This window comes from Fibrobacter sp. UWP2 (assembly GCF_900141705.1).
GTDB lineage: Bacteria > Fibrobacterota > Fibrobacteria > Fibrobacterales > Fibrobacteraceae > Fibrobacter.
Genome location: NZ_FQYM01000013.1, coordinates 57,283 through 80,819 on the forward strand (window position 1 = coordinate 57,283; position 23,537 = coordinate 80,819).

Below are 23,537 nucleotides of genomic sequence, written 5' to 3' on the forward strand. Positions count from 1 at the left end.
ATTAACTATATTTATAGCATGAAAAAGATTGCTGTATTCGCCGGTTCCTTTGACCCGTTCACTTTGGGCCACTTGGATGTCGTGAAGCGCGCCTCGGCCTTGTTCGACACGCTTTGGATTGTGGTCGCGCAGAATGCAAATAAAAAGAATCTGTTTGACTGCGTTACCCGTGCCAAGATGGCAAAGAAGGCTGTTGCGGGATTAAAGAACGTGAAGGTCGCCGTACACGAGGGGTTGACGGTCGACTTTATGAAGTCTGTGGGTGCCGATTTTTTGGTGCGCGGGATTCGCGGGGCTTGTGACCTGGATTTTGAACAGAGCGTTGCCTGGAACAACAAAACCCTTTGCTCTAGTGCCGAGACGGTGCTTTTGCTGAGCGCCTCGGAACACCTGGCCGTTAGCAGCAGCGTGGTGCGTGAACTGCTTTTGTGCGGTGAATCGCTTGCGGCAAAAAAGAAGACCCTTGCGAAGTTTGTGCCCTCGAATATTTTGAATGAACTTTTAACCGAATTCGGAAAAATCTGATGAAACCTTTCCGCTTTTTGCCCAAGGCCATTCGAGTCCTCTTGGTTGCCAATGCGGCTGTTTTTGGCATTGCCTTTTTGCTGGGCTCTGTTTTGGGGCTCCACTTGAATTTGCCGGGCGCCGGCTACGGGAACATCCGTGACTACATCGTGTACTTTGGCGCGTTTTTCCCGACGAGCCCGCTCGAAGCCTGGCGTTATGTGACGTACATGTTTGTGCATGTGGATTTTTGGCATTTTGTGTTCAATATGCTTATGCTGTGGATGTTCGGCGACGAGGTTGCCGAGTGGATGGGCGCAAAGCACTTTACGTCGATGTACATGTTCTGTGGCGTGTTCGCTGCCTTTTTCAGTTTTGTCCTTTGCATTCTGGGGCTTACGAACAACCCTATTATTGGCGCTTTGGGGGCGCTCATGGGAATCTTTGTGGCGTACTACAAGTTCTTCCCGGAACGCCGTATATTGCTGTTTTTCTTTTTCCCGATGAAAATCAAGTACGCCATGTGGGTGATGGTCGCCCTCGATATCCTCATGGCGCCCTCGGGTGATGGCGTGGCGCATTTTGCCCACTTGGGCGGCGTGGTCGCCGGCTTCGTTTACATGGCTTTTTATCAGGGTGGTTTTGACCGCCTGCTGGGGAATTTGCGCCGTCCCCACGTGCAAAAGGAATCCCGCCGTGCCGAGGGCCCGGAGGTTCTGGAAGGCGAAGTCTTTTACGTGGACGAACAAAAGCGCATGAATGAAATTTTGGACAAGGTGAATCGGGAAGGGGTCCAGTCGTTGACGGAATCCGAGCGCCAGTTTTTGTTGAAGGCGGGGGACAAGCTCCGTCGCCGCCGTGGAGGCATGTAATGAAGAAAGTTCTTGGCATGGGCGCAGCCCTGGTAGATGTTTTGGCGAATGTGACGGACGAATGGGTCGCGACGCAGGGCGTGCAAAAAGGCGGCATGAATTCTGTGGAATGGCCGCAAATGGAAAAGTTTTTGGCGGGCATCGAAAAGCCCTTGCGCGTCCCTGGCGGTTCCACCTGCAATACGATGGTCGGGCTCTCTCGCCTTGGCGGGAAAGCGTCCTTTATTAGCAAGGTGGGCGACGATGAACTGGGTCGCCTGTTTTTGGACCATCTCAAAAAGAATGGCGTGGAATCCAAGGTGGGCAAGAGCGACGTGGCCACGGGTTGCGTGTTCTCGGCGGTGACGCCCGATGCGCAGCGCTCCATGTGGACGTTCCTTGGCGCCTCTAATTTTTTGGACAGCGAAGACTTTGTGCCGGCGCTTTTTGACGGTGTCGGTCTCCTCTATGCCGAGGGCTACCGTGCGTTCAACGGAGACTGCTTCAAGAAATCCTTTACGCTCGCCCGCAGCCTGGGTGTGGAAACTGCTCTGGACTTTAGCAGCTTTGGCGTGGTCGAAGCCTGCCGCGGGGTGATTGACGAGCTCTTGGACCAAAAGATGATTGACATCGTGATCGCCAACGAAGACGAGGCCTTCGCCTATGCGGGCGTCAAAGAAGAGGCTTCGCTAGAAGTGCTCGCCAAAAAGGCCAAGGTGGCCGTAGTCAAGGTGGGCAAGAAGGGCGCCTTCATTGCCAAGGACGGCGTGGTGACCAAGGTCGATGCCAAGGTGGTGAAGGCTGTGGATACCACAGGTGCCGGCGACCTTTGGGCGTCGGGATTCCTCTATGGCTACCTTAGCGGCTGGGACATGCTGCGTTCCGGCAACCTCGCCAGCCTTGTGGCGAGTGAAGTGGTACAGGTGATGGGAGCCCAGATTCCCGACGAGGGCTGGGCCCGAATTCATGCCGAAATGTAGTGTATAGCCCTGGGGGCGTTACCTACCTGATATTTTTGAGTATATATTTATAGGCGTAAGACGGAGGTGTTATGCGTTACGTGTTTTTACTGCTTGCCTTTTTTGCTATGGCGGCATTTGCCCAAGATGCCGGAACGCCTTCCAATATCAAAAATATATGCGATACGCTTTCGTTGGGCGATTTCCCGAAGGTCACGTTTGTCCCTGCCTACATCGATGAATCCAACTGGTTTGGCAATCCCCACACTTGGCAGGTGGATTCGACGAACAACTTCCGTCATGAGTCGTTTGAAACGGTACAAATCAACCCGGGAAAATTTACCAGGAGGCTTCCGGTCTCTGTTTCGGCGAGTTGCTTCCCGACAATGCAGAACGCATTTGTTTATGCGGGCTGGAACTCTGCGAAAAAATGGGTCTTGGACACCGCGGATAATTACGCTACCGTTATTCGCGATACGCGCCAAATGGGCGTAGAAGGCTATGACTCGCTGAACTCGTATAATCTTTTGGCGATGGTGAAAAACAGCCTGCCCGAGGATGACGAATTCAATCCCGGAGAATTGCTGGTTTCCCGTACCTACGAGTTTTCGTTTGAGTGGTGGTATGTGACTGTGTCGTACCGGTTTGTAGAGCAAAGGGATGCTGGTCCTTATACGGGATATCGCTATGCTTCGGCGGTAAGCTATGATTCTTCGACGGCTGCAAAGTCGGCGCTGGATTCCTTGGCTGTTCCGGACACCATTAAAACGATGCGCATCCAGGCGATTAAAGCGGTGCTGAAGGATTCCCGCAAACTGGGCGGCGAAGAAAGCTCTTCGAGCGTATCGGAACCGAGTTCCTCGAGCATGGCGAAGTCGTCATCAAGCGTGCCCGCGTCGTCATCGAGCGTGGTCGCGTCATCGCCGAGCAAGACTGAGAACAAGTCTTCTTCGAGCACTTCCGATGCCAAATCTTCGTCGAGTACGGCGAAGTCGTCGTCGAGCGGCGGTTCGCAGCTGGTCCACTCTGTATTGCTCGTTTCCGAGAACCTGGATGCCGTGGTGCAGATGCGCCGTCTTGACGGCTCCAAAGTTTTGGATACAAAAAGTGCCACTCCCGGGATTTACTATGTAAAAACCGCGGGCGGCGTTTGGATGAAGAAGTTGGTGCTGCGCAAATAAGTTGTGTGCGGAACTGCCGTTTACTATATTAATGGCATGAAATTTTTTAAAAAAACATTGATGAACTTTTGGGCGGTGGCTCTTGTTGCCGCAGCCCCTCTTTTTGCCCAGGCTCCTGCGGATACTGCTGCCGCCCCGGCGACTGTTCCCGTTGCCGAAGTGAATGCGGAACTTGCGAACCGCGACAGCATCATGGCATCCCGCGACAGTGCTTGCAGTGCCGAAAAGCAGGCGCTTCGCAGCGAACTCGAAATGGAACAGGCCAAGTGCGCCAACTGGGAACAGAGCTACAATACCGTCAGAAGGGATAACGAGGTTTGCGCCCAGGCGTTGAGCATTACCTTAGAAAATGCCGAAAAGAACAAGGGTAAAGAGGAACAAAATCGAAGGTCCTCGGCCATGGCGGCGAGCACCTCTTTTTTGAGTGGCATAGGTTTGGGCCTCCTGATCATGTGGCTTATCATGGATTGATTTTATTTGGGTGTGGTCATGAAAAAATCGATTGCCATTTTTTTGAGCTTGCTCCTTGGGGCAGGCTTTTGCTTTGCCAAAAAAAAGGATGCCAAAGCGGTTTTGAATGCAAAGCCGGTGCAGTTGGGCAGCGTGTTGCAGCCACTCTCGACGACGGCTATGGAAACTGCCGAGATTTCGGCGTATATGCCGCAGGCGAAATCGCTGTTTGTGGTGGCGGGCATAAAGAAGATGGAATCGCTGGATCTCACTGACCCGGTGCACCCCAAGAAGGGCGTTGCTGTGACGCTTTTGGGTAACGGCAGTAGCGTTACCGCGAATGGCGACCTGCTTGCAGTGAGTTCGCTTGGCGAACGCGACTGCGATACGGGCTTTGTCGAAATATTCAAGGTGGATCCGCCCAAGGAGGGCAAACTGCTTGCCATCAAAAAAATGGCGGAGTTCCGTCCGTGTAGCCAGCCCGACATGATCACGTTCACGCCCGACGGTAAAAAACTCCTGGTGGCATGCGAAGCGAGCCCGAGTCCCGATTTCTCGGAGGACCCTGCCGGCGGCATCGCCATTTTGACCTTGCCCGAAAACGCCCCCGCCGTGTCTGCCGCAGATTTTGCCAAGTCAATGAAGCTGAACGTGCTTGGCTTTGAGAGCCTGGATTCGACGGCGTTGATGAAGGCGGGCGTCCGCCGCGTTGGAGTATCTCCGTTCTACAAGACACTGGAACCGGAGTACATCACGGTAAGTGAAGATTCCAGGGTGGCCTGGGTGAGCCTGCAAGAGAACAATGCCATGGCCCGCGTGGATGTCGCCGCCGAAAAGATAACGGATGTTTTTGCGTTGGGCAAGTCGGATCACTCCAAGCCCGGCTTTGCCATGGATGTGAAGAGCGATGGCGAAATTAATATCGAAAACGTGCCCGTACGCGGTTTGCGCCAGCCCGACGGCATTTCGAACGTAACCGTTGGCGGCAAGAATTATGTGTTTACCGCCAACGAGGGCGCCCCGGTAAACGATTACAAGGAATGGACCGACGAAACCTCCGTGCCGATGATCGCGGAACAGGGGTCGTTGGACCCGAAGGTCTTTGACGCCACTACGCTTTCGAAGTTGCATAACTTGACCGTGAGCCGCATTGACGCCTGCCCCGAGGTCAAGGGAGGCGGGTGCCCATACGTGACGAGCTTCGGTACGCGTTCCATGAGCATATTCGACGGAACGTCGGGTAAACTGCTGTGGGATTCCGGCGACCAGCTGGAACAGGCCATCTCCAAGATCGCCCCCGATTTTTTCAACTGGAATTCCAAAAAGGGCAAGCTCAAAAAGGACGCCCGCAGTGCCGACAAGGGCTGCGAACCTGAGAACGTGACCGTGGGGAAGGTGGGAGACAAGCGCTACGCCTTTGTCGGTTTGGAACGTACCAGCGGCGTCGCTGTGTTCGACGTGAGCGACATGAACGCCCCCAGGTTAGTGGACTACTATCTGGATGTGAAGGACCGCGGACCCGAGGGAATCCTCTTTGTGCCCGCCGAAAAAAGTCCGCTTGCAGGCGCGGCATTGCTTATCGTCGGTTACGAATACAGCAAGACGCTTACGATCTATACTGTGAAATAGAACTTAGAACAATCCTTCTATCTCTAAGCTCTGCCAACTGCCGACTAAATCACAACTTCCGGCCAGGGGTGCTTTGGGTAGCGCCCGCGCAGTTCCTTGCGTACTTCAGCGTAGGTGTTCTGCCAAAAACCCGTGAGGTCCCAGGTCTTTTGAATGGTACGGAAGTTTGGCGCCAAAATGTCGTAGCGGACTTTTAATTTGCCGTCGGCGATTCTGTGCTCGCCGCGGAGTTGCATCAAATCTTCAATGCGCGCCGAAATCTCTACGAGGAAGCCTTCCAGGCTTTGTGTAACGAGGTTCGGGTTGCGCGATGCCGCCTCGTCGGGGGCAACTTCTTGGTAGCGGTAACGGGCGCGCTTGCCGTTGGGGAGCACGTAATGGTCGGGGAAGGTCTTGTTGAGCCAGGCGAGCATGGACTTGCCGAAGTATTCCTCGAGTATGGCGCGGTAGCGGTTTTCGTTGATGTCGCGGAGCAAAAAGACGCCGCTCGCGAATTCGTCAAAGATGATTTCCATATCTTCGTCGTTGAATTCGGGGAGGCCGTATTCGGGGTAAAGCCTTGAGGCGAGCCGCATTTTTACCAGGAGCGTTTGCACGTCCTCCGAGAGGTACTTGCCGCTCCAGTTTTCCTTTTCGATTTTGTCTTTCCAGGTGGCGACGGTCAGTTCCTTTAGCTGGGCGAGCACCTTGGGAGAGGCTTCTTGCGGCAGCACTTCTTTGCGGCTGAATTCGCGGACCTCGACGCCAATGAATCTTTCTTGACCGCTTCTCCACAAAAGCTCGTAGTTCACGGAATCACTTTTGCCGGCGAGAAGTTCCTCGGGAATGGGGACGTAAAGGCTTACGCGGAGCTCCGACTTGCTGCCGCCCCCGGTGCGGAGCATGGTGAGCGCCAAAAGGGCGTAGGGAGGTTCTATCGCTTGCAGGCGGACGGTGTTCCCGTTGTCGAGTTTGTAGACGTTCCCGTTGGGGGTTGCCAAGCGGTCGCCAAAGGCCAAAAGCAGGGTGCGCTGCAAATCGGGGGCGGTCGATCCCGTGGAATTCCGGGGAACGCCCGCGGGCAGTTTGTCGCGGTAGTCGCGGAGCTGGTTCAGCGTGAAACGCACTTCGCGCGGGGTGCTGACGCTTTTGGAAAGTGTGTCGGCGGCAAGCGTCAAAACGTCCAGCGGGTACTTGGATTTTTGCACGTACTCGGTTCCCGAGTGGATCCAGGCCATGGCGGCGAGCATGGTGTCGCTCAAGTCGGCCTTACATGTTGCCTTCGCCAAAATCAATGCCAGCGGGATGTTTGAAATGGGCGTGCGTATGGCCTTGAGCCCGAGTTCCGTGATGGAACCCTCCTTGAGCATCCCGAAACTTTCGAGCAACTTCGTGGCGACCTGTTCGCGTGCCTCCGGAATCGCCGTTGGCAACTCAATCCCTGCTTCTCTCTTGTCTAATTCCAGCGCCGCCTTCTGTAGCAACAGTTCCGACGGTTCAATCTGCAATACTTCGGGGACAATCCCGCGGGGCATGCGCTTCTCGGATTCTTCGCTCCACAGGCGGATGGCGCATCCGTTCTGCGTACGGCCGCTGCGCCCGCTCCTCTGGATGGCGTTCTGCATCGAGATGGGCATCGTACGCAATACGTTCACCTTCTCGCTGTCGTCGTAGAGGCTCACGCGTTCGATTCCGCTGTCGACGACGCCCGTGACGTTCGGGACAGTAATGGAGGTCTCGGCGATGTTCGTGGTGAAGATGACGCGCGGGCGTTCGGTCACTTCGAAAATGCGGTCTTGCGTTTCGCGGTCCTGCCCGCCGTAGAGTTCCAGGAATTCGGCGCAGGTGTTGCCGAGCGCTTCGGCGGCGGCGCTGTGGCAGCGGGCGATTTCGGCCTTGCCCGGGAGGAACACCAGCGTGGTCTGCCAGATGTTGTTGCGGTAGAGCGTCTTGAGCGCCCGCACCACTTCGGCGTCAAGGCCCACGCCCGAAACGAGCGAGTTGCCGGTGGCGGGAGTCTGGTTGATAATCTGTACGGGATAGAGCGGATGGCCGAGCGCTTGGCACTTGACGCCGAGAACCGCTTCGAGTTCCTCGCGGTTCAGCGCCGCCGACATCACTGCAACCCTCGGAGCGCGAGCCGGGTCTGCGGCCCTAAAATACCCAAACAGCAAGTCCATGTCGGCCTTGCGCTCGTGGTATTCGTCGAACACGATCCACTCCGCATCGCACTTGCCGTGCAGCAGTTCCTGCAGAAAGTTTCCGTACGTCTGGAATAAAATGCGCGTGCCTGCGCTCTTGCAGCTGTCCTGCCGGAACTGGTAGCCGACGGTTTTGCCGCAGGGTTCGTTGTGCAACTTTGCGGAGAACTGCGCAAGCGAGAACGCTGCAATCCTGCGCGGTTGCAGTACAACGACGCGCCCCTTGCAGTGCTTGCTTAAAAAGTAGGGGATAAACAGCGACTTGCCCGAACCTGTGGGCGCCTCGATCAACAAGTTTCGCGAGGCGGCGATAGCCGCTTCCAGCTTGCCTTCTTCTTCTGCGAGCGCTAAATCACTGTATTTCATTATCTAGAGTCGGAAGGCTTTCCCCTACTAGTTGTCTAGTAACTCAAAACTTAGTAACTAGTAACTGATGACCTTCGGTCATCTCGGGTACTTCAGTTTTTCGCCGGTGGCCACGTCCATGTAGGGCGGCTTGCCTTCGCGGAACTTCTGGTTGATGACGAGGTTCTCGATGCGGCGGCGTAGTCCCTGTTCTGTTTTGCAGAAGAAGTACACGACTTTGTTGGTGCCCGGCACAAGGAACATGGCGAGCTTGTACTTCTGCTTCACGGCGCGGCGGAAGAACATCATGTCTTCCTTCTTGGGTATCACGAGGTTGCTGTTTTCCTTGGTCTCGCAAATCATGTCAGCATCGGCGAGCAAAGCCTTGGACTTTTGCTTGAGCGCAGCGAAGTTCGGTTCGCTGTTTTTGCGGATGGTTTCGAGGTTGAAGGCTCCGCCGCCTTCCTTGAGGGCCTTGCGAAGCCCGCGGACGGCGAACACCAACAAAACAACGACAACGACGGCAATGAGCCAGGGCCAATATTCAGCGAGAAAGTCTAGCATAAAAACCTCTGTTTGGTGCAAATATAGCTAATATCTTGCGTTTTTCTCATTTTTTGCTTGACTTTTGACCTAGAAATGCTAAATTTGGTGTAACTTTATGAATAACAAAGACTTGCGATTCTAGCGAGAGTCGTTTTGGAGAAAAAATGGCAATTAACTATTTGGACCTTCCCATTGGACGCAAGTACCCCTACGAAGTGGACTGCGTTGTCGAAATTGGCAAGGACACCAACCTCAAGTACGAATATGACGAGCGTCTGCATGTGTTCCGCCTGGACCGCTGCCTGCTCAGCTCCATGAGCTACCCTTGCACCTACGGGTTCATCCCGAGCACCAAGGCCGATGATGGCGATGCTCTCGACATGCTCATTTACAGCCCCGCCTCCATGCAGACGGGTACAGTGTGTACCTGCCGCGTCATTGGCGCCCTCGACATGACTGACGGTGGCAAGAAGGACTACAAGGTGTTGGGAGTGCCTGTGTTTAACCCGCGCCCCATCAAGGACATCACCGACGTGGACCAGATGTTCCTCCGCATAACCAAGAACTTCTTCCAGAACTACAAGGAACTGGAAGGCAAGGACGTGCAGATTGGCGACTGGAAGGACGCTGCGTTTGCCCGCGAGCGCGTGATTGCCGCCCACAGGGCCTACTTCCAGAACCAGGTCCAGGTGCCGGAGACCTTCTACCAGGAACCTGAGAGCGGTGAACACCTGCCTCCCGAGGAACTGATTTAAGTGTTCTAGCTCACTTATTCGAATAAAAAAGCCCCTAAATTCCTGATTTAGGGCTTTTTTTTTTAGTTGAAAAAATAATTGCGCCGTTACGAAAAAAAAGAAACTATATTAATCGCATATAAATGTAAAAATACCCTTACAAACGTAATAGGAGCTCATATGAATCTTGAACGTAGGCCCTTCTGGCTCATTGGAGGAATCGCTCTTACCTTTGCGCTCGCTTTCAGCGCATGCGATAATACATCCAATTCAACGACGGTCGATGACGAGGAAGACGCTCTCGCGGATAATTCCGATAGCGGAAGGAACTCGGACAATTCCAATAGTGGAAAGGATTCCGTGACGGTGCCGACCGAGATGGATACGGAAATTCCTGTCCCGACGGACTTGAAAGCCGTTCGTCTTTCTCCCAGCATATGGGAACTGAGCTTCAAGGTCTCGGAAGAAACTGACGGTTTCGTTGTCCAGCGCCTGCCGCAGAGCGGTGGCTCGTGGTCGAGCTATGCCGAGTTGAAGTCGGGCGTTACCCGCCTGATCCTGGATGGCTCGTCGAAGGCCGGTTACTATTATCGTGTCGCTTCGGTGATGAACAAAAAATCTTCCGCATACTCCGATGATGTTCTTGTTTCCGACAGGATGGACTATCCTTCGGGTTCCGAACTTAAGGTGCCCGAAGCGACTCCGAACATCCTTCAGGACAAGGTTCTTGAGCTGGTCCTGAGTGGCGGCGCTCCCGGCAAGGACATTGTCAAGTCTCCGTACAATCTGGATTCCAATGGCAAGTCGGTCGGTTCCGTCTACTATCAGGCACGCTTTGTCTATGGTAGCGACCTCATTGTGGATACGGTCAAGTTTGACGTAGACCAGGTGTCGGTCTCCAAGACGTTCAAGACGACTGCAGACCTGTGTAACTCCTATGCGCAGATCCGTACCGTATGGACCGACAAGAACAAGGTTTCCGATTATAGTGACTGGTCTAGCCCAATGGGAACGAAGGCGGGGACGGATTCGAAGCTTGTGAATACGAATAACCGCTGCAAGGCCGATACTGCGCAGAACTCTGCCGTTGCCGAAAAGGGCGGGTTGCCCGGCCCCACGAACCCGAAGGTTGAACAGCTTTCGGACGGCAAGTGGATGATGCAGTGGGATTACACTCCTTCTGAAGATCGTCCGGAAACGGGATTCATCGTGCAGAAGCTGGATACCGAGAAGAGCAAGTGGACTGACATCGACTCGACTGGGGCTGGCGTCTACCGTTGCGTGCTTGGCAAGCTTACCGACACATACAACTACTTCAGGGTCGTCGCCTATGACAAGGAAAGCCGTTCCGCCTATTCTGCCGACGTGTTGGCCGCAAACGGTGGTACTGAGACTGGCGATGGCGGTCAGCTTCAGACGCCGAACGGGCTGACCTTCGTGCGCATTGCCCCGAGCGTGTGGGAAATGAGCTGGAAGTACGATATCGCTGCTGAAAAGCCCGAAAACCAGTTCATCATCCAGAGCTCCAAGCTCAAGGACTTCGAATGGAAGACCATCGCAACCATCAAGGGCGAAAACAGGGTATTCCTCATCGAGGGCAAGGATAAACTTGAAACCTATTATCGGATTGCGACGACGGATGGAAAGGATACGTCCTTGTTTACCGAAGCGTTGCAGTTGACGCCCTCTTTCCCTTATCGTGAAGATATGAATCCGGCAACCCCGATACTGGGAATTTCTCTGAATTATGGCGTTTACTCCGGTTATGAAGCCAATATGGATACTTCGTCGAATGACAAGATTATCGTGTCCGCAAGCGTTGCCTTCGATGTCCAGAAGAACATTGTTGATAAGAATATCCACGAGTCTGAGTACACGGATACCGTCTACTACCAGGCCCGCTGGTTCACTCCGACGGAATACGACCCCCGTGGTGATATGGTAGACATGTTTAACGATGGCAAACTTGAAGATCGCGATAATCTTGGTGTCACGTGGGATGAAGATTTCGCTTACGAAGAGCCCTCGGTGGGCTTCTCCGCCTCTTGGAGAGACTCGTTAATGGATGATGAAGGTAACGTTAAGGAATATTGGGAATTGTGTGAAGAGGCTTATGGATACAATAATACAATCCATGCTGTGCGTACGGATTCCCTGAAGGACGATGAAGGAAAGTTCACGGGTATTGATGAAGTTCCTGTCGATGCCAACGTCGAGTCTATCGTGAACGGGATTGTCAAGGTTGACAAGGAATTCTTCTACAGGGCGTCAAAAATATCGATGAATACGGCACTGTGCATCGAGAACCATGTCAGGAACTTCTGCGATATCAGAATTCAGGTTCGTATCGTGTGGAAGGACAGAAATGGTGAAACCGACTACAGTGAATGGACGCTCCCGACAGGAATAGGAGGCGGAAAGGATTCGGACAAGCTCTGCTACAACCATTAATGAGTCTTGAAACAGAAAAAGAAAGCCCGGCCATTTGGCCGGGTTTTCTTTTTTTTGAAACTGTAGAAGCTCTTACCTGGAGTAGTATTCCACGACGAGCTGTTCTTCCAGCTGAACAGGAATCTGTTCGCGGAGCGGAAGCTTCACCAGGGAGCCTTCCATCTTGCCTGCGTCGACGGTCAGGTATTCAGGGGCAGCCGGAGCGTTAGCAATGGCTTCCTTGATTTGCACGTGTTCCTTGGACTGTTCGCGGATAGCAATCACGTCGCCGGCCTTGATCTGGCGGGCGGGGGAGAAACTACGGACGCCGTTCACGGTGAAGTGACCGTGGGTGACGTACTGGCGAGCAGCGAAAATCGTGCGGGCGAAACCCATGCGGTAGACGAGGGCGTCAAGACGGGTTTCCAAAAGGATCATCAAGTTATCACCGGCAGAACCTTCACGACGGTTAGCTTCCTTGTAGGCCTTGGCAAGCTGAGCTTCGGAGATGTTGTAGGTGAAACGGAGACGCTGCTTTTCGACGAGCTGCTGCTTATACACGGAAGCAGACTTCTTACGGGTCTGACCATGCTGGCCAGGAGCGAAGTTGCGGCGGTCGAGAGCCTTTTGAGTCTTTTGGGAAACGGCAATGCCCAGGGAGCGGGCGACCTTGCCTTTAGGTCCGCGGAAGGACGACATAATGTACCTCTTTGAGGAAGCTCTTTGGTTTTACTTGCAAATTGGTAGAGCTTGGCACGACTTGCAAGAGTAGAGCCCAATAATAACAATATTGGGCCCGTTTTTCAAGGATTTTTGGCGTTTTATTGCAGAATAATGGTCAAAGTATCGCGTTTTAGGGGGTCTGCGATGCTTTCGGCGATCAATCTGAAGGCTCCACCCTGGGCCTCGGCCTGCGGGACCAGCTTTGTCGACGAGATTTCCTGCTCGCCTTCCAAAAGGTCATTCCCGCTGTTGTCCTTGCACTCGATGTTCTGTATTTTGAACACAGGGGTGGTCGTGTAATTGTCTTCGCTCTCGTGGGGGACCATGTCGATACAGGGGGCGAACCATTTCATGTTTGAACTGGCAGTGCTGGGCAGGGTGCGGAACAGCAACTTGCCCAGGACGAGAGTGTCGTTCAGTTCAATATAGGTGGTGTCCATGACCTTTTGCTCGGTCTTGTTGAAGAAGGCGAACGAGGTCAGCGAGCCGTAGTAGCTCACGGTGGTGTAGAACTTGAGAATTTCTTCGTCGTTGTCGTTGTCAAGGTAAGGGCAGGTGCTCAGGTAGTGCAGGTAGACTGGTCCGTCCTTGGGAGCCGTGAATCTGGTATTGAGCGAATTGATGGCGCCCAGGGAGTCGCCCTTGGCGTCAAGAATCGTGTAGAACTTGTTGCCGGCGCCGCCAAAGTATCCCTTCATTTCTTGACGGATGTCTATGGAATCGCCCTTCTTCATGTCGGCAAGCCAAACGAACTGTTCCTGTCGTAGGTAGTATTTTGCCTGCGAATTGCGTTCACGAATTACCTCCAGGGTTTCGCCGGGGCGAACCACGGAGTCCGGATTGGCAAGGTACTCGCCTTGGCCCAGCTTGCGGGAACCTGTGATGGCTTCGAACGTGGCGAACGGACCCGAGAGGTAGTTCTCGATGTTGAGCGGGGAAACCTTGAGCGTCCAGGAGGTGGAGTCCTTGGGCAACAAAATCATGTCTATAACGGAGTCGTTGGACGCCAGCTCCGTTTTGCCCTCGTAGAAGGTGAACTTGTTGATCCACTTGCCTCTGGCTTCGAAGTCGATGCCGTAGCCGGTGGGGGAACTGAAGTTGATGCTGATTTCTTTGGGGGAATTGCCGATGACTGCGATGCCTCGAATCGTATCTTGCAATCCAATGTCTATTGTGCTGGAGTCGCCAATGTAGTTGTAGTAGGATTCCTCGATTTCGACAAAAATATGTAGGTGGCTTGTTTTTTCAAGAGCTGCTTTTAAACTGATAAAATAGAAGTCTTCCTTGAATACCACAAACTGATTGTAGGACATGTCCTTTTTGCCAGGGAGCATGTAGTTCGAGAACGTCTCTGTTTTTTTGGAACTATCGTAAACAGCCAGGCGGGTCTTGAGAATTTCCCCGAGCTCGCTATGGATACGGATGGTGTCTTTTTCCATGTTTTCGGTGCTGGCCGAAACGGAGATCCTGCTGCCTGCGGAGATTTCCCCTAAAAAGAGACGCAGTTCTGTGGCGCCGGTGTCAAGGCATATGAGGTCTTCGCTACAGACCAACTGGATGGTAGTGTCTTTGTCCTTGATGGTTGTGTCGAGTTTCGCCATCTCGATATGCAAGACGGCGGTGTCCCCTAGGGTCAGGGTGTCGTTGTACACGACATCGAGTCGTGTACTCAACGAGGAACTGGACTTGAAGGTTTCGCGCATCGACGAGGCTTCGTCGTTTTCGTCCTCCCATGAGTTGGTATGCGTATTGTCGCTGCAGCCAACGAGGAGTGCGCTTGTGGCAAAAAGGGAAATCAAAAACTTTTTGATGCTCATGTCGTTCTCCGTGTGCCTAGTTCAAAATGCTGAATTTCTGTTCGGCGGTAAACGCTTCGCCAATCACTTTCAAAACGTATTTGCCGGTGGGGAAGGCCTTGGCCTTGAACTTGAATGTGGTCTTCTTTTCGCCGGCGAGGTCGCGTGCGGCAACAGTCAGCATACGTTTGCCGAACTCGTTCACGATCTCGATTTGCACAAACTGCGGGTAGCCCACGGTAAGGTCAAATTGGCAGTCGAGGCTGTAAATGTCTACCTTCACCTTCGAGAGCGTATAACCGCCGTCCATGGCGTCGCCGGTCACGGACTTGGTATTGTCAAAGTAGCCGATGTAGAGCGCCGGGGCGACGTTCTTGCCTGCTTGACGTGAACGGATAAAGGTCTCGCCAGGTTCTACAGCTGTTAAAATGAGCGTGTAGAGTTGCGAAGCGTGTTTGCGCTTGAAGAATTCCGTGAGGGTAGGCGTGCGGAGGAACGCGCCCAGCGGAGCCTTGGGGTTGATGGTGATGATGCCGAGGAAGTCGGCGTACTTGGTGTCGATGCCGCCGCCGGAATTCTTGCGGATGTTGAACTGCCCGCCAGTCTGGTCGCGGATGTTTGCCGGGGCATTTTCCCACGTGAGTTCGTCATCCTTCCAGTCGATGCCCAGGCGGTCTTCGCCGAAGCTCATGTCTTTGGAGGTTTCCTTGAGGCCAAAGATGTTCAACTGTACGGGCTTCTTGATGGAGTCGGTGTCGAATTCCAGTTTGAGACCCGCGTCAAAAAGCGGTCCGGGCAGGGCGCTAAGGTCAAACTTGAGGTAAATCTTGCCTGCTTCGTCCTTGATGTTCGCTACACGGAGCGCCGTGTCGGAACTGTGGGGGCTGTAGTTGTCGAATTGCGAGATCCAGGCGTCCATGCCGCGTCCGCTGGGAACGTTGTCACCACTATGGTCGAGTGTCGTGTAGCGCTTGTCGAACACATAGACTTTGCCGGTGTCGGCGCCTGTTTGGTAGCCGTCGTTGGCGGTAAAGGTCACGTTGTAGCGGCCACTTGCGGTAAAAGTCACGTCGGTGTCGTAGCTCATGCTGTCCGAGAATGTGGCAAGTCCCGGTCCGGTCGCCTTCTTCCACACCACGGGGACTCGGCAGAGTCCGTCGCCACGGCCGTCATCTTCTACAAAGCCGTTGAGCTTGAGCTTGTTCGGCTGCACCAGCAGGAGCTCCTTTTGCATTTTGGCGATGGGCTTTTCGTTGGGGCCCTGCTTGGGGGCGTAGCCGTTGTACAAAGTCATCATGGCGCCGCCGCTTTCGTTTTTCTCTTGGTCGGCACCCATGAGCGAGTATATGGCGGAACCCATACGCGATTCTTCGACAATTTTCAAGAAGGCGTTCCCGCGGGAGAGTGTCTCCTTGAGCCCCATGATCGAGAGACTCGAATTGTCGTTGATGAACATCGGGCGGTTTTTCGCCTTGTCGCTTGCGATGGCGTGTACGCCCAAAAGCTCGGCAAAGCCCTTGTTGGAATTCTGCAGAATGGTGTTGCCGTCACGGGCGGTAAGGCCCAGAATCCAAATGGTGCCGCCGTTGTTCTGGATTTTGGGCGCCTTGGTGTCGCCGTTCATGGTGACTTGGCGTCCCCACAGGTGTTGGAAATTGAGCTCGATGGACCCGACGGCCACATCTTCCATGTAGATGTCGCCTACGGCTACCTGGTCGGATTCCAGGGACTTGAACATCATGTTCTTGAAGAGGATGGTACGGCGGGACTTTTGGATGACGCCGTTGCCGAATTCGGAGAAGCGCTCGATGGTGAGTTCGTTAAAGGCGCCGTCCTCGACGATGAACTTACCCTTGCCATCGATTCTGCCTTCCGTTCCCAAGATGTGGCGCACACGGTTCCTAATGTAGATGTCGCGGTTGATGGTCCAGCGGCCTCCCGGCGGGAAGTAGATGGTCTCGGCGCCGTCGTCAATGGCGTCCTGGATGGCCTTGGCGTCATCGGAGCCAGTATCCTTTTTTCCGCCGTAGTCGCCGGCAATGGTAATCCAGTTGTCTGCCTTTTGCTGCGGGAAGTTCGGTGTCTCGGCCACGGGCACGCGCAACGACTGCTTGGGGCTGTGGCAAAGCTGCTGGCTCTGCTGTGTGGCGAATTCTACGATTTCGTTACCCACGAAGGTCTCGCCGAATGCTTTTTTGGTGCTCCTGATTTTTGTGTGGAACTTGCTCGTCATCACGGATCGCACAAACAGGTGGCTTTCGTTTACAATGGCTGTTGTCTTTAGGGGCTTGGCTCCCTTGGCGGTGTTGTATTCCAGGGTGCCGTCCACAAGGACCATCGATGCGTCTGCACCGTGGTTGTATACTGCGGGTACCGAGCCCTTGAAACGCAATGCTCGCACGGCGAGGAACTGGTTGTTGTTCTCGAGACCGAATTTGCGCTGACCGCCGAGGGTCACGTGTTCCAAGGTCATGCCGTTTGTGGTGCCGGCGGCATAGACGCCCACGTCAAAACCGTTGATCTCGACGTTTTTGAGCAAAAGCGGGCCGATGTTTTCGTTGAAGCCCATGTCGATGCCGTAAATGCCCGAGCTGTCGCCGGAGTAGATTTTCACGTTGTTGATGGTGCCCTGGATGCCCGCGTTAAAACGGATGCCGATGGCGCCCGCGTTGCCCTTGCCGGTACGGAGGGTGAGGTCGCGGATGGAGTTCCTCTGCTTGAGCTTGGGGCCTTCGCCAGTCATGATGACCGGCATGGGGAAGTCGGCGTTGTCAAAGCCCTGGCAGTTGTCCTCGAGCGTGATGATGGTGCCGCCCATGCTCTGCCCTTGCAAAATGGTGCGCTTGTAGGCTTCGTCCTTGTTTTTGCCTTCGGGCCAGGTAAGTGTGTTGGTAATTTTGTAAATGCCGTGCGGCAAATAAATGATATAGTCTCCGTTCGGGTGGTCATTTAGTGCTTTTTGTATGGCTTCGGTGTCGTCGGTTTTGCCGTCGCCCTTGGCGTTGTAAGGGGCCTTCTTGACGTTCACGATTTCGGAACCCAGAGGGAATTCCACTTGGGCCAAAACGGGGCTAGTCAATGCGATTGCTAAAAAAGAAACTAAAAAGCGGGTACGAAACATAACAACCTCTTTTGGGGGGCTAATACATTATAAATATATATAAAAAACGGCCTGCCCGGAGGCAGACCGTTTAGGGAGGGGATATGATGTTTGTTATTTGTAGTAGTACTTAAGACCGTTGGGGAAGGAGACCTCGGTCATGCCGCTCACGGTTACCTGCGTCACAGATTTGATTTCACCGCCATAAAGAATCTTGCTGCCGCTGCTCTTGGGAGCAAATGCCGCGTTGCTTGTTCCGTAATATGTACCTGCGGTGTAGCTGATTGCGGTGCAGTTCGGGTACTCTTCGGTTTGGTTTCCAAAGGCGAGCATCACGCCGCCGGTGATTTCGTAGCCGGAGTCGGTGTCAATGAGCCCGCCGGCGCCGTTCGTGGAGCATCCGCTGCTGGATCCGCCAGAGAAACCTCCGCCAAATTGCTGCCCGCCATTGGAGGAGGGGATTTCGAGGAGCAATACGCCGCCGGTCTGTTTTGCCGTGCCGTTGGCGTCGAGGACGTCGATGTCGTTTCCGGAGGCGCTAATGTAGTGGTAGCCGCCGCTAATGACGATGTGGCCCTTGGAGGAACTCATCATGCCGCCGCCCATGCCGCCACGGCCTCCTGTGCTGCTTGACGTGCTGCTTCCGTCGGTGCCACCCGCGGCGTTCCAGCCGTCGTCGGTGCCGTAGGTCGCTGTGATGCCGCCTTCGGCGCGGATATAGTAGCCTTCCATGCCCTCGGTCGCCTTGGTGACGTTGATGGTGGAGCCGCGCAGGTAGAGAGTTGAGTCGGCGTGGATGCCGTCGTCGCCCGCAGAAATTTCGACGTTGCCGCCATTCATGTAAATGTTCAGATTGCTGTGGATGCCGTCGCCCGTGGAGGTGGTCACCGTCACTTTGGCAGCGTCACTGGAATCGCTAATGACCACGGAGTTGTTAGCCTGGATGCCTTCGTCGGCAGCTTTTACGGTGACGGTGCCGCCGGTAATCGAGACAATTCCCTTATCGGCGACTACAGTGCCCTCATCTTCGCCCTCGTCGCTCTTGATGCCGTCGCCTGCGGTAGAGGTGACGTTCAGCGTGCCGCCAGAGATTTGGACAGAACCCTTGCCCTTGATGCCGTTGTTGCTTGCCGTCACGGTGATGTTGCCGTTCTTGATTTTGATGTCGTTGCTGCACTTGATGCCGCTGCCGTCGGTGAGCTTGCCGTTGATGGTGAGCGAGCCCGCCCCCTTGAAGTTGATGTCGTCCTTGGCGACAATCACGGCGTCTGCATCGTCAGAGGTTCCGTCCTTCTTGGTGAAGGTGGTGAGCGTCGTGCCGTTGGTGAGGGTGTTCGTGGTACCCTTCACAATGTGGAATACCGTCTTTTCGGCGCTCACGACAATCACCGGGGCGCTGGAACTGGTAAGGTCCAGGTTGTAGAAGTAGATTCCCACGTTTTCGAGGTCGGCTGCGTTCGCAACGTTCACCAGAATCTGGAAATCGGAACCCTTTCCGGTAAAGTAGTAGGAGCCGGAACAGGTGACGGTCACGTTCTTGTCGCCGAGCGTCAAACATCCGTTGTCATTTTCGATGGAGGCGCTCGTGCCGTTTACGGTGATGAGCGTCTCGGTGCCGTCCAGTGTCCTGGAGTCGGTGTCATCGTTCTCGTTGTCGTCCGTATCGCCGCCGCCAATAGTCGAGCTGCCGGAAGCTTGGCTGCTTGACGATGCCCCGGGGGCGGTGGTGCTACTGGTGGCTTCCTGGCTGCTCGATGATCTTGTCCTGCTGCTGCTGGACGAAACCACGACCGCTTGAGAAGAGGAACTGGTGGCGGGTTCGATGTAGATGCGGTTGCATTCTGCATCGAGGTAGTAGTATTTTTGCCCGTCAAAGTAGTAGTTGACACCTGCGATGGAGTAGGCTGCCGTCGGGTTGCCCGGGCAGGCTTCGGTCACAGCTTCGCCTGAGGAGGAACTCTCTGCCGTGCCGGGGATTGCTGCACTTGACGAACCCGGTACAGGTTCAGTTGTAGAGCTCTGTGCGGGGTTGCTCGGCGAACTTTCGGGACTCGCGCTGTTCGATGACGTCGCTACGGTAGATTCCGTGCTGTCCAGAGTCTCGGTATTGGGGTAACCAAAGGTGCCGTCCGGTGAAATCCAGAAGGCGATGGCTCCCGTGGGATCCACGCAAATGAGAGTCTCGTTGTCGGCGGCGTAGTAGCCTGTGTAGCCCTCGTAAATGCAGGGGTTACTTGCCGATTCTACGACGGGTTCTTCTGTAGCGGTGCCGGTGCTGGTGCTGTCGCTGCCGCAACCTGCTAAAAGTCCAAGCGATAGGGAGGAAAATCCCAAAAACATCCTATATTTCATTTTAAGTCCTTTTTTGCCCAAAACACACGTTCTTGGCTTCTGTCTCTTGAAAAAGTACCAAGATGGATTTGAAATTTTAAGGGAAAAAAAGAAGTAATTGTTTTTTTGTCACTTTTAAAATGGGGTGATTTTTCCCGTTCGGAACAAAAACGGACGAAAATAAAAAACTTTCGCGAAACAATAAATTACATTTAGGAAATGATTCTTGAAAAATCAAACAGTCTGTTTTTCTTGTCGGGTGTTTTGGCGTTTGCCTTTGCATCCCAGGCCTTGGCTGCGTCCCCTGTTGTGGGCGTTGAGCATACGCGCAACTTGCGGTTGCTAGAGACGACGCCGATGCTGTTCGAATACCACAGGCAAACCGTTGGCGACGAACGTCAGTACTTTACGTACCCGCAGCGCGATACGACCTTCCGCAAAAATTTCACGCGCACCGAGAGCAACGCCTTGCTGTACTTCGATAATGATTGTGGCGCCAAGCTTTCGGGTCATGGCGGCGATTCCGCGAACTGTGCCGGAGTACCCCGCGTGGGCATCGCAGCAAGCATTGTGGGCGGTGTCGATTACCGAGGTGGCGAAACCTTGGGCGATACCGTTTGGCCTGGAGTTGACGGTGGCATTTATTTGCGTGGTTTTGCCGATTCCATTGACTTTGTCTTGGATGCGCGCATTTACGACGAAGGACATTCGGCGGACACGCCCAGATCATGGGACCGTGAATTCTTGGAAGTCCAAAAAGAAGAGAATAATTCGGGAGTTGAGTACACAAGCTATGCGCGATACCGCACGCACTTTGCTTTCAACCACGATTGGCTGCGCTTGGACTTTGGTCGCGACGTGATGCACTGGGGACCGGGTTACTACAACAACCTGACCCTGAACCAGTTCGCCCTTCCGTACAACATGATGAGCCTGGACATGATGATAGGTCCTTTGCGCGTGATGAGCTTTTATGCCGACTTGAGGATTTTCCCCAACAGCATGAGCATGAACAACAAGGATGACCGCAATCTTTTTGGGCATCGCTATGAACTTGCCGTGGGTAATGCAACCTTTGGCATCAGTGAACTTCAGGTGCAGTACGACAACTTGAAGCCTTGGCTCTTTATCCCTACGGCGCCTTTGTTCATGGAAAAAGGGAACTACAGCGAGAACAGCAACAACGGTTCCTTGTCCATGGACTTCAACTACCGTTTGTTCAATGCTGCCCGCATTTACACGGAATTCTTTTTGGATGACATGGAATCTCCCGTCAGCTTGGTCAAGAACGACAACATCGAGGCCAAGTGGGCGTGGATGGCAGGCTTGCAGGCTGGGCACGACTTTTTTGTGAAAGGCCACAAGCTCGAGGCCGGGACAATTTTTGAATATGCCCGCGTAGAACCTTACGTTTACAGCCACTTTGTCAAGAATACGGCGCAAATCGCAAACCTTGGTTACCCGCTGGGGAACCAGGGCGGTCCCAACAGCCGGACTATCGACTGGAATGTTTATGCCCGCCTCGACAGCCATATTTTTGCCTCGGTGCGCAATACGTGGTTTTGGAAGGGGACGGATTATGGCAGTGCCGTGAACGACACGACGCCCTTGCGCAACCACATGAAAATTCACAAGAAGTTCTTGGACGGGGCCAAGATGCAGTACTCGCTTTCTCCCGCCCTGAGTTACGAAGGGCAGTACGTGAGCTTTATGGGCGAGATGACCTTCATTGACGACAAGAAGGTTTTCCTCCGTGCCGGTTTCAAGTGGTAATTGAACAATGAAAGTTCCCGAATTGTTGGCGCCTGCGGGCGATTTAATCCGGATGAAGTATGCTTTTGCATATGGGGCCGATGCCGTTTATGCCGGTCAGCCGGCCTTTAGTCTTCGTGCCCGCGAAAATGGCTTTAAAAATCTGGATGACTTGGCGCAGGGCATTGCCTATGCCCACGAGCAGGGCAAAAAGTTCTACCTCACGAGCAACGTGATTCCCCGCAATGTGAAGGTGGAATCGTTCCAAAAGGCGCTTTTGGCGGCCTTGGAACTAAAGCCGGACGCATTGATTGTGGCGGATCCGGGTTTTGTGGGCTGGCTCCGCAAAACATCCCCCGAAACGGAAGTCCATCTGTCGGTGCAGGCGAATACGACCAATTATTTGGCGGCGCAGTTTTGGCGTGATCTTGGTGTTCGCCGTATTATTTTGAGCCGCGAGCTTCGCTTGTCAGAAATTTTAGAGATAAAGGAACGTAACCCGGACCTCGAACTGGAGGTCTTTGTTCATGGTGCGGTTTGCATGGCCATGTCGGGCCGCTGCATGCTCAGCAACTGGGTGACGCACCGCGATGCCAATCAGGGCGCCTGTGACAACAGCTGCCGCATGCCCTACCGTCTGTATGCCAACGAGGGACCGCAGTGCGAGGATTACCGCGAACACGAGGGCAACTTTAGTCTGCAGCGTACGGACCGTCCGGAGCTCCCTCCGGTGGCCCTGGACGAAGATACCTGGGGCACGTACTTTATGAGCAGCCGCGACCTCTGCGCTTTGGATGTGATTCCGGAATTGGTCCAAGGGGGCTTGGATTCCTTCAAAATTGAAGGAAGGACTCGCTCGGTTTACTACTTGAGCCAGGTGGTGCGTGCTTACCGCATGGCGATTGACGCCTGTGCCTGCGCCCTGGAAGCGGGAAGTCCCTGCTCTGTCGACCTCGTTCCCGGGGAATCTCGCCGTGCTATATCTTTTGTGGACGGTCGCGGTTTTATGCCGGGCTTTTTGCGTGGTCCGCTCCCTCAGAATTACGAGAGCACGCACGTGGCCGCCGAGGGCGGTTGCGTTTGCGCCCAGGTTTTGGACTACGAATCCACGACGGGGGCGTACCGGGTGAATGTGAAGAATCCGTTCACGATGGACGATTCCCTGGAGCTCATGACCCCTGCCGGAATGCAACCTTGTGAAGTCACCGGAATGGTGGATTTTAGGGGTGCTGCCGCGGATCGGTTGAATCCCGGTACGGAGGGGCGCATTTTTGTGCAGGAAGATGTGCTCCAAAACACAGAAATGGCGAAATTTGGCTTTATTGTGAAAAAGAACACAGCAAATCTATAGCGTAAAACATAAATTTGGGCTATGGCTGTCGATGAAGCGACCAAAAAAAAGGATGAACTGGAACTTTATCAAATAGATGATAAAGCGATAGTGCCCTTCTTCCAGGATCACCTGGATGAACTCAAAAAATTTGTGGACGAACTCAGGTGCAAGGACGGGGATCTTTGCTTGCTGGTCATGCTCAAACAGTTCATTCGTACCTACCGCATGCCATTCAACATGCAGCGTTACATGGAAGTGCAGCGCACATTCATCCAGCAGAGTATCCACGACAAAATGCAGGATCGCCAGGCGGCCGTGAGCCACTGGATTCAGGAGCACGCCGGGCGCCACCGTGACCGCATGATCCAGCTCCAGTGCCTGTACTTGGACAAGGTGAAGGACAAGCTCTTGCCCCAGATTGAGGCGATGCTTGAACAGCGCAAGGAAGCCCTTTTGGCAAAAAAGGAAGTTAAGTAATTTTTACATTTGATGTATCTTAGTGTGGCGGTGCGTCTTGTCCGTCACATTTTTTTGTTTTGACGCTTTTTTTCAAAAACAATATTGGATTTAAAGCCATAAATAAGGTATATTTTTGCCGGGTAGTGTCAAGGGTTTTTCGCAAAAATAGTTTGTTCCAACATCAGATTTAGGCTACATTTCCTTTCTTTCTGCTCTTTTCCAGTTCCCGTTTCA

General features: G+C 53.8%; 17 protein-coding genes. 11 read left to right on the forward strand and 6 right to left on the reverse strand.

Annotated elements, in window-relative coordinates:
• Positions 1 to 18: 18 nt before the first annotated feature.
• The 6 genes from coaD to BUB55_RS07960 all read left to right on the forward strand — a co-directional run bounded on the left by coaD (position 19) and on the right by BUB55_RS07960 (position 5,574).
• Positions 19 to 525: a pantetheine-phosphate adenylyltransferase gene (coaD, locus tag BUB55_RS07935; protein WP_073189758.1), complete on the forward strand. Its 507-nt coding sequence runs from the start codon at positions 19 to 21 to the stop codon at positions 523 to 525.
• Positions 525 to 1,376 (forward strand): rhomboid family protein, encoded by an 852-nt coding sequence (locus BUB55_RS07940; protein WP_073189760.1) that lies wholly within the window; start codon positions 525 to 527, stop codon positions 1,374 to 1,376. The genes coaD and BUB55_RS07940 overlap by 1 nt, the downstream gene beginning before the upstream one ends.
• Positions 1,376 to 2,335 carry an adenosine kinase gene (locus BUB55_RS07945; RefSeq protein ID WP_073189763.1) on the forward strand — a complete coding sequence of 320 codons (960 nt, stop codon included), beginning with the start codon at positions 1,376 to 1,378 and terminating at the stop codon, positions 2,333 to 2,335. Before BUB55_RS07940 ends, BUB55_RS07945 begins: the two co-directional genes overlap by 1 nt.
• A gap of 71 nt (positions 2,336 to 2,406) precedes the next feature.
• Positions 2,407 to 3,495, forward strand: coding sequence for a hypothetical protein (locus BUB55_RS07950; protein WP_073189765.1), 1,089 nt, complete (start codon positions 2,407 to 2,409; stop codon positions 3,493 to 3,495).
• 36 nt (positions 3,496 to 3,531) lie between these two features.
• Complete coding sequence (locus BUB55_RS07955) at positions 3,532 to 3,966, forward strand: hypothetical protein (RefSeq protein ID WP_143152967.1); 435 nt, start codon at positions 3,532 to 3,534, stop codon at positions 3,964 to 3,966.
• Positions 3,967 to 3,984: 18 nt separating this feature from the next.
• Entirely contained in the window at positions 3,985 to 5,574 is a 1,590-nt protein-coding gene (locus tag BUB55_RS07960; protein WP_234971861.1) for a choice-of-anchor I family protein, read from the forward strand.
• A gap of 44 nt (positions 5,575 to 5,618) precedes the next feature.
• Here the strand turns inward: BUB55_RS07960 and BUB55_RS07965 are convergent, their stop codons facing one another.
• Positions 5,619 to 8,120 (reverse strand): ATP-dependent helicase C-terminal domain-containing protein, encoded by a 2,502-nt coding sequence (locus BUB55_RS07965; RefSeq protein WP_073189768.1) that lies wholly within the window; start codon positions 8,118 to 8,120, stop codon positions 5,619 to 5,621.
• Positions 8,121 to 8,198: 78 nt separating this feature from the next.
• Positions 8,199 to 8,663, reverse strand: coding sequence for a hypothetical protein (locus tag BUB55_RS07970; RefSeq protein ID WP_143152968.1), 465 nt, complete (start codon positions 8,661 to 8,663; stop codon positions 8,199 to 8,201).
• Between the two features lie 146 nt (positions 8,664 to 8,809).
• On the opposite strand from BUB55_RS07970, the gene BUB55_RS07975 reads away from it, so the two are divergent.
• Both BUB55_RS07975 and BUB55_RS07980 read left to right on the forward strand, forming a co-directional pair.
• Positions 8,810 to 9,400, forward strand: a complete 591-nt coding sequence (locus tag BUB55_RS07975; RefSeq protein WP_073189772.1) for an inorganic diphosphatase — start codon at positions 8,810 to 8,812, stop codon at positions 9,398 to 9,400.
• Between the two features lie 159 nt (positions 9,401 to 9,559).
• A complete protein-coding gene (locus BUB55_RS07980) occupies positions 9,560 to 11,830 on the forward strand; it encodes a fibronectin type III domain-containing protein (RefSeq protein ID WP_073189774.1) in 2,271 nt (756 codons plus the stop codon).
• A gap of 72 nt (positions 11,831 to 11,902) precedes the next feature.
• Here the strand turns inward: BUB55_RS07980 and rpsD are convergent, their stop codons facing one another.
• The 4 genes from rpsD to BUB55_RS08000 all read right to left on the reverse strand — a co-directional run bounded on the left by rpsD (position 11,903) and on the right by BUB55_RS08000 (position 19,780).
• Entirely contained in the window at positions 11,903 to 12,508 is a 606-nt protein-coding gene (rpsD, locus tag BUB55_RS07985) for a 30S ribosomal protein S4 (protein ID WP_073189776.1), read from the reverse strand.
• Positions 12,509 to 12,630: 122 nt separating this feature from the next.
• On the reverse strand, positions 12,631 to 14,349 hold the full coding sequence (locus BUB55_RS07990; protein WP_073189778.1) for a hypothetical protein: 1,719 nt from the start codon (positions 14,347 to 14,349) through the stop codon (positions 12,631 to 12,633).
• A 16-nt stretch (positions 14,350 to 14,365) separates the two neighbouring features.
• Complete coding sequence (locus BUB55_RS07995; RefSeq protein WP_159431946.1) at positions 14,366 to 17,383, reverse strand: glycosyl hydrolase family 28-related protein; 3,018 nt, start codon at positions 17,381 to 17,383, stop codon at positions 14,366 to 14,368.
• A gap of 159 nt (positions 17,384 to 17,542) precedes the next feature.
• On the reverse strand, positions 17,543 to 19,780 hold the full coding sequence (locus BUB55_RS08000) for a carbohydrate-binding domain-containing protein (RefSeq protein ID WP_143152969.1): 2,238 nt from the start codon (positions 19,778 to 19,780) through the stop codon (positions 17,543 to 17,545).
• 198 nt (positions 19,781 to 19,978) lie between these two features.
• On the opposite strand from BUB55_RS08000, the gene BUB55_RS08005 reads away from it, so the two are divergent.
• Genes BUB55_RS08005 through BUB55_RS08015 form a run of 3 tightly spaced genes read left to right on the forward strand, consistent with a single transcriptional unit; the run spans position 19,979 to position 23,321 of the window.
• Entirely contained in the window at positions 19,979 to 21,532 is a 1,554-nt protein-coding gene (locus BUB55_RS08005) for a hypothetical protein (RefSeq protein WP_073189782.1), read from the forward strand.
• Positions 21,533 to 21,539: 7 nt separating this feature from the next.
• Complete coding sequence (locus tag BUB55_RS08010; RefSeq protein ID WP_073189783.1) at positions 21,540 to 22,862, forward strand: U32 family peptidase C-terminal domain-containing protein; 1,323 nt, start codon at positions 21,540 to 21,542, stop codon at positions 22,860 to 22,862.
• A gap of 21 nt (positions 22,863 to 22,883) precedes the next feature.
• Positions 22,884 to 23,321 (forward strand): hypothetical protein, encoded by a 438-nt coding sequence (locus BUB55_RS08015; protein ID WP_073189785.1) that lies wholly within the window; start codon positions 22,884 to 22,886, stop codon positions 23,319 to 23,321.
• The last annotated feature ends 216 nt before the right edge of the window (positions 23,322 to 23,537 follow it).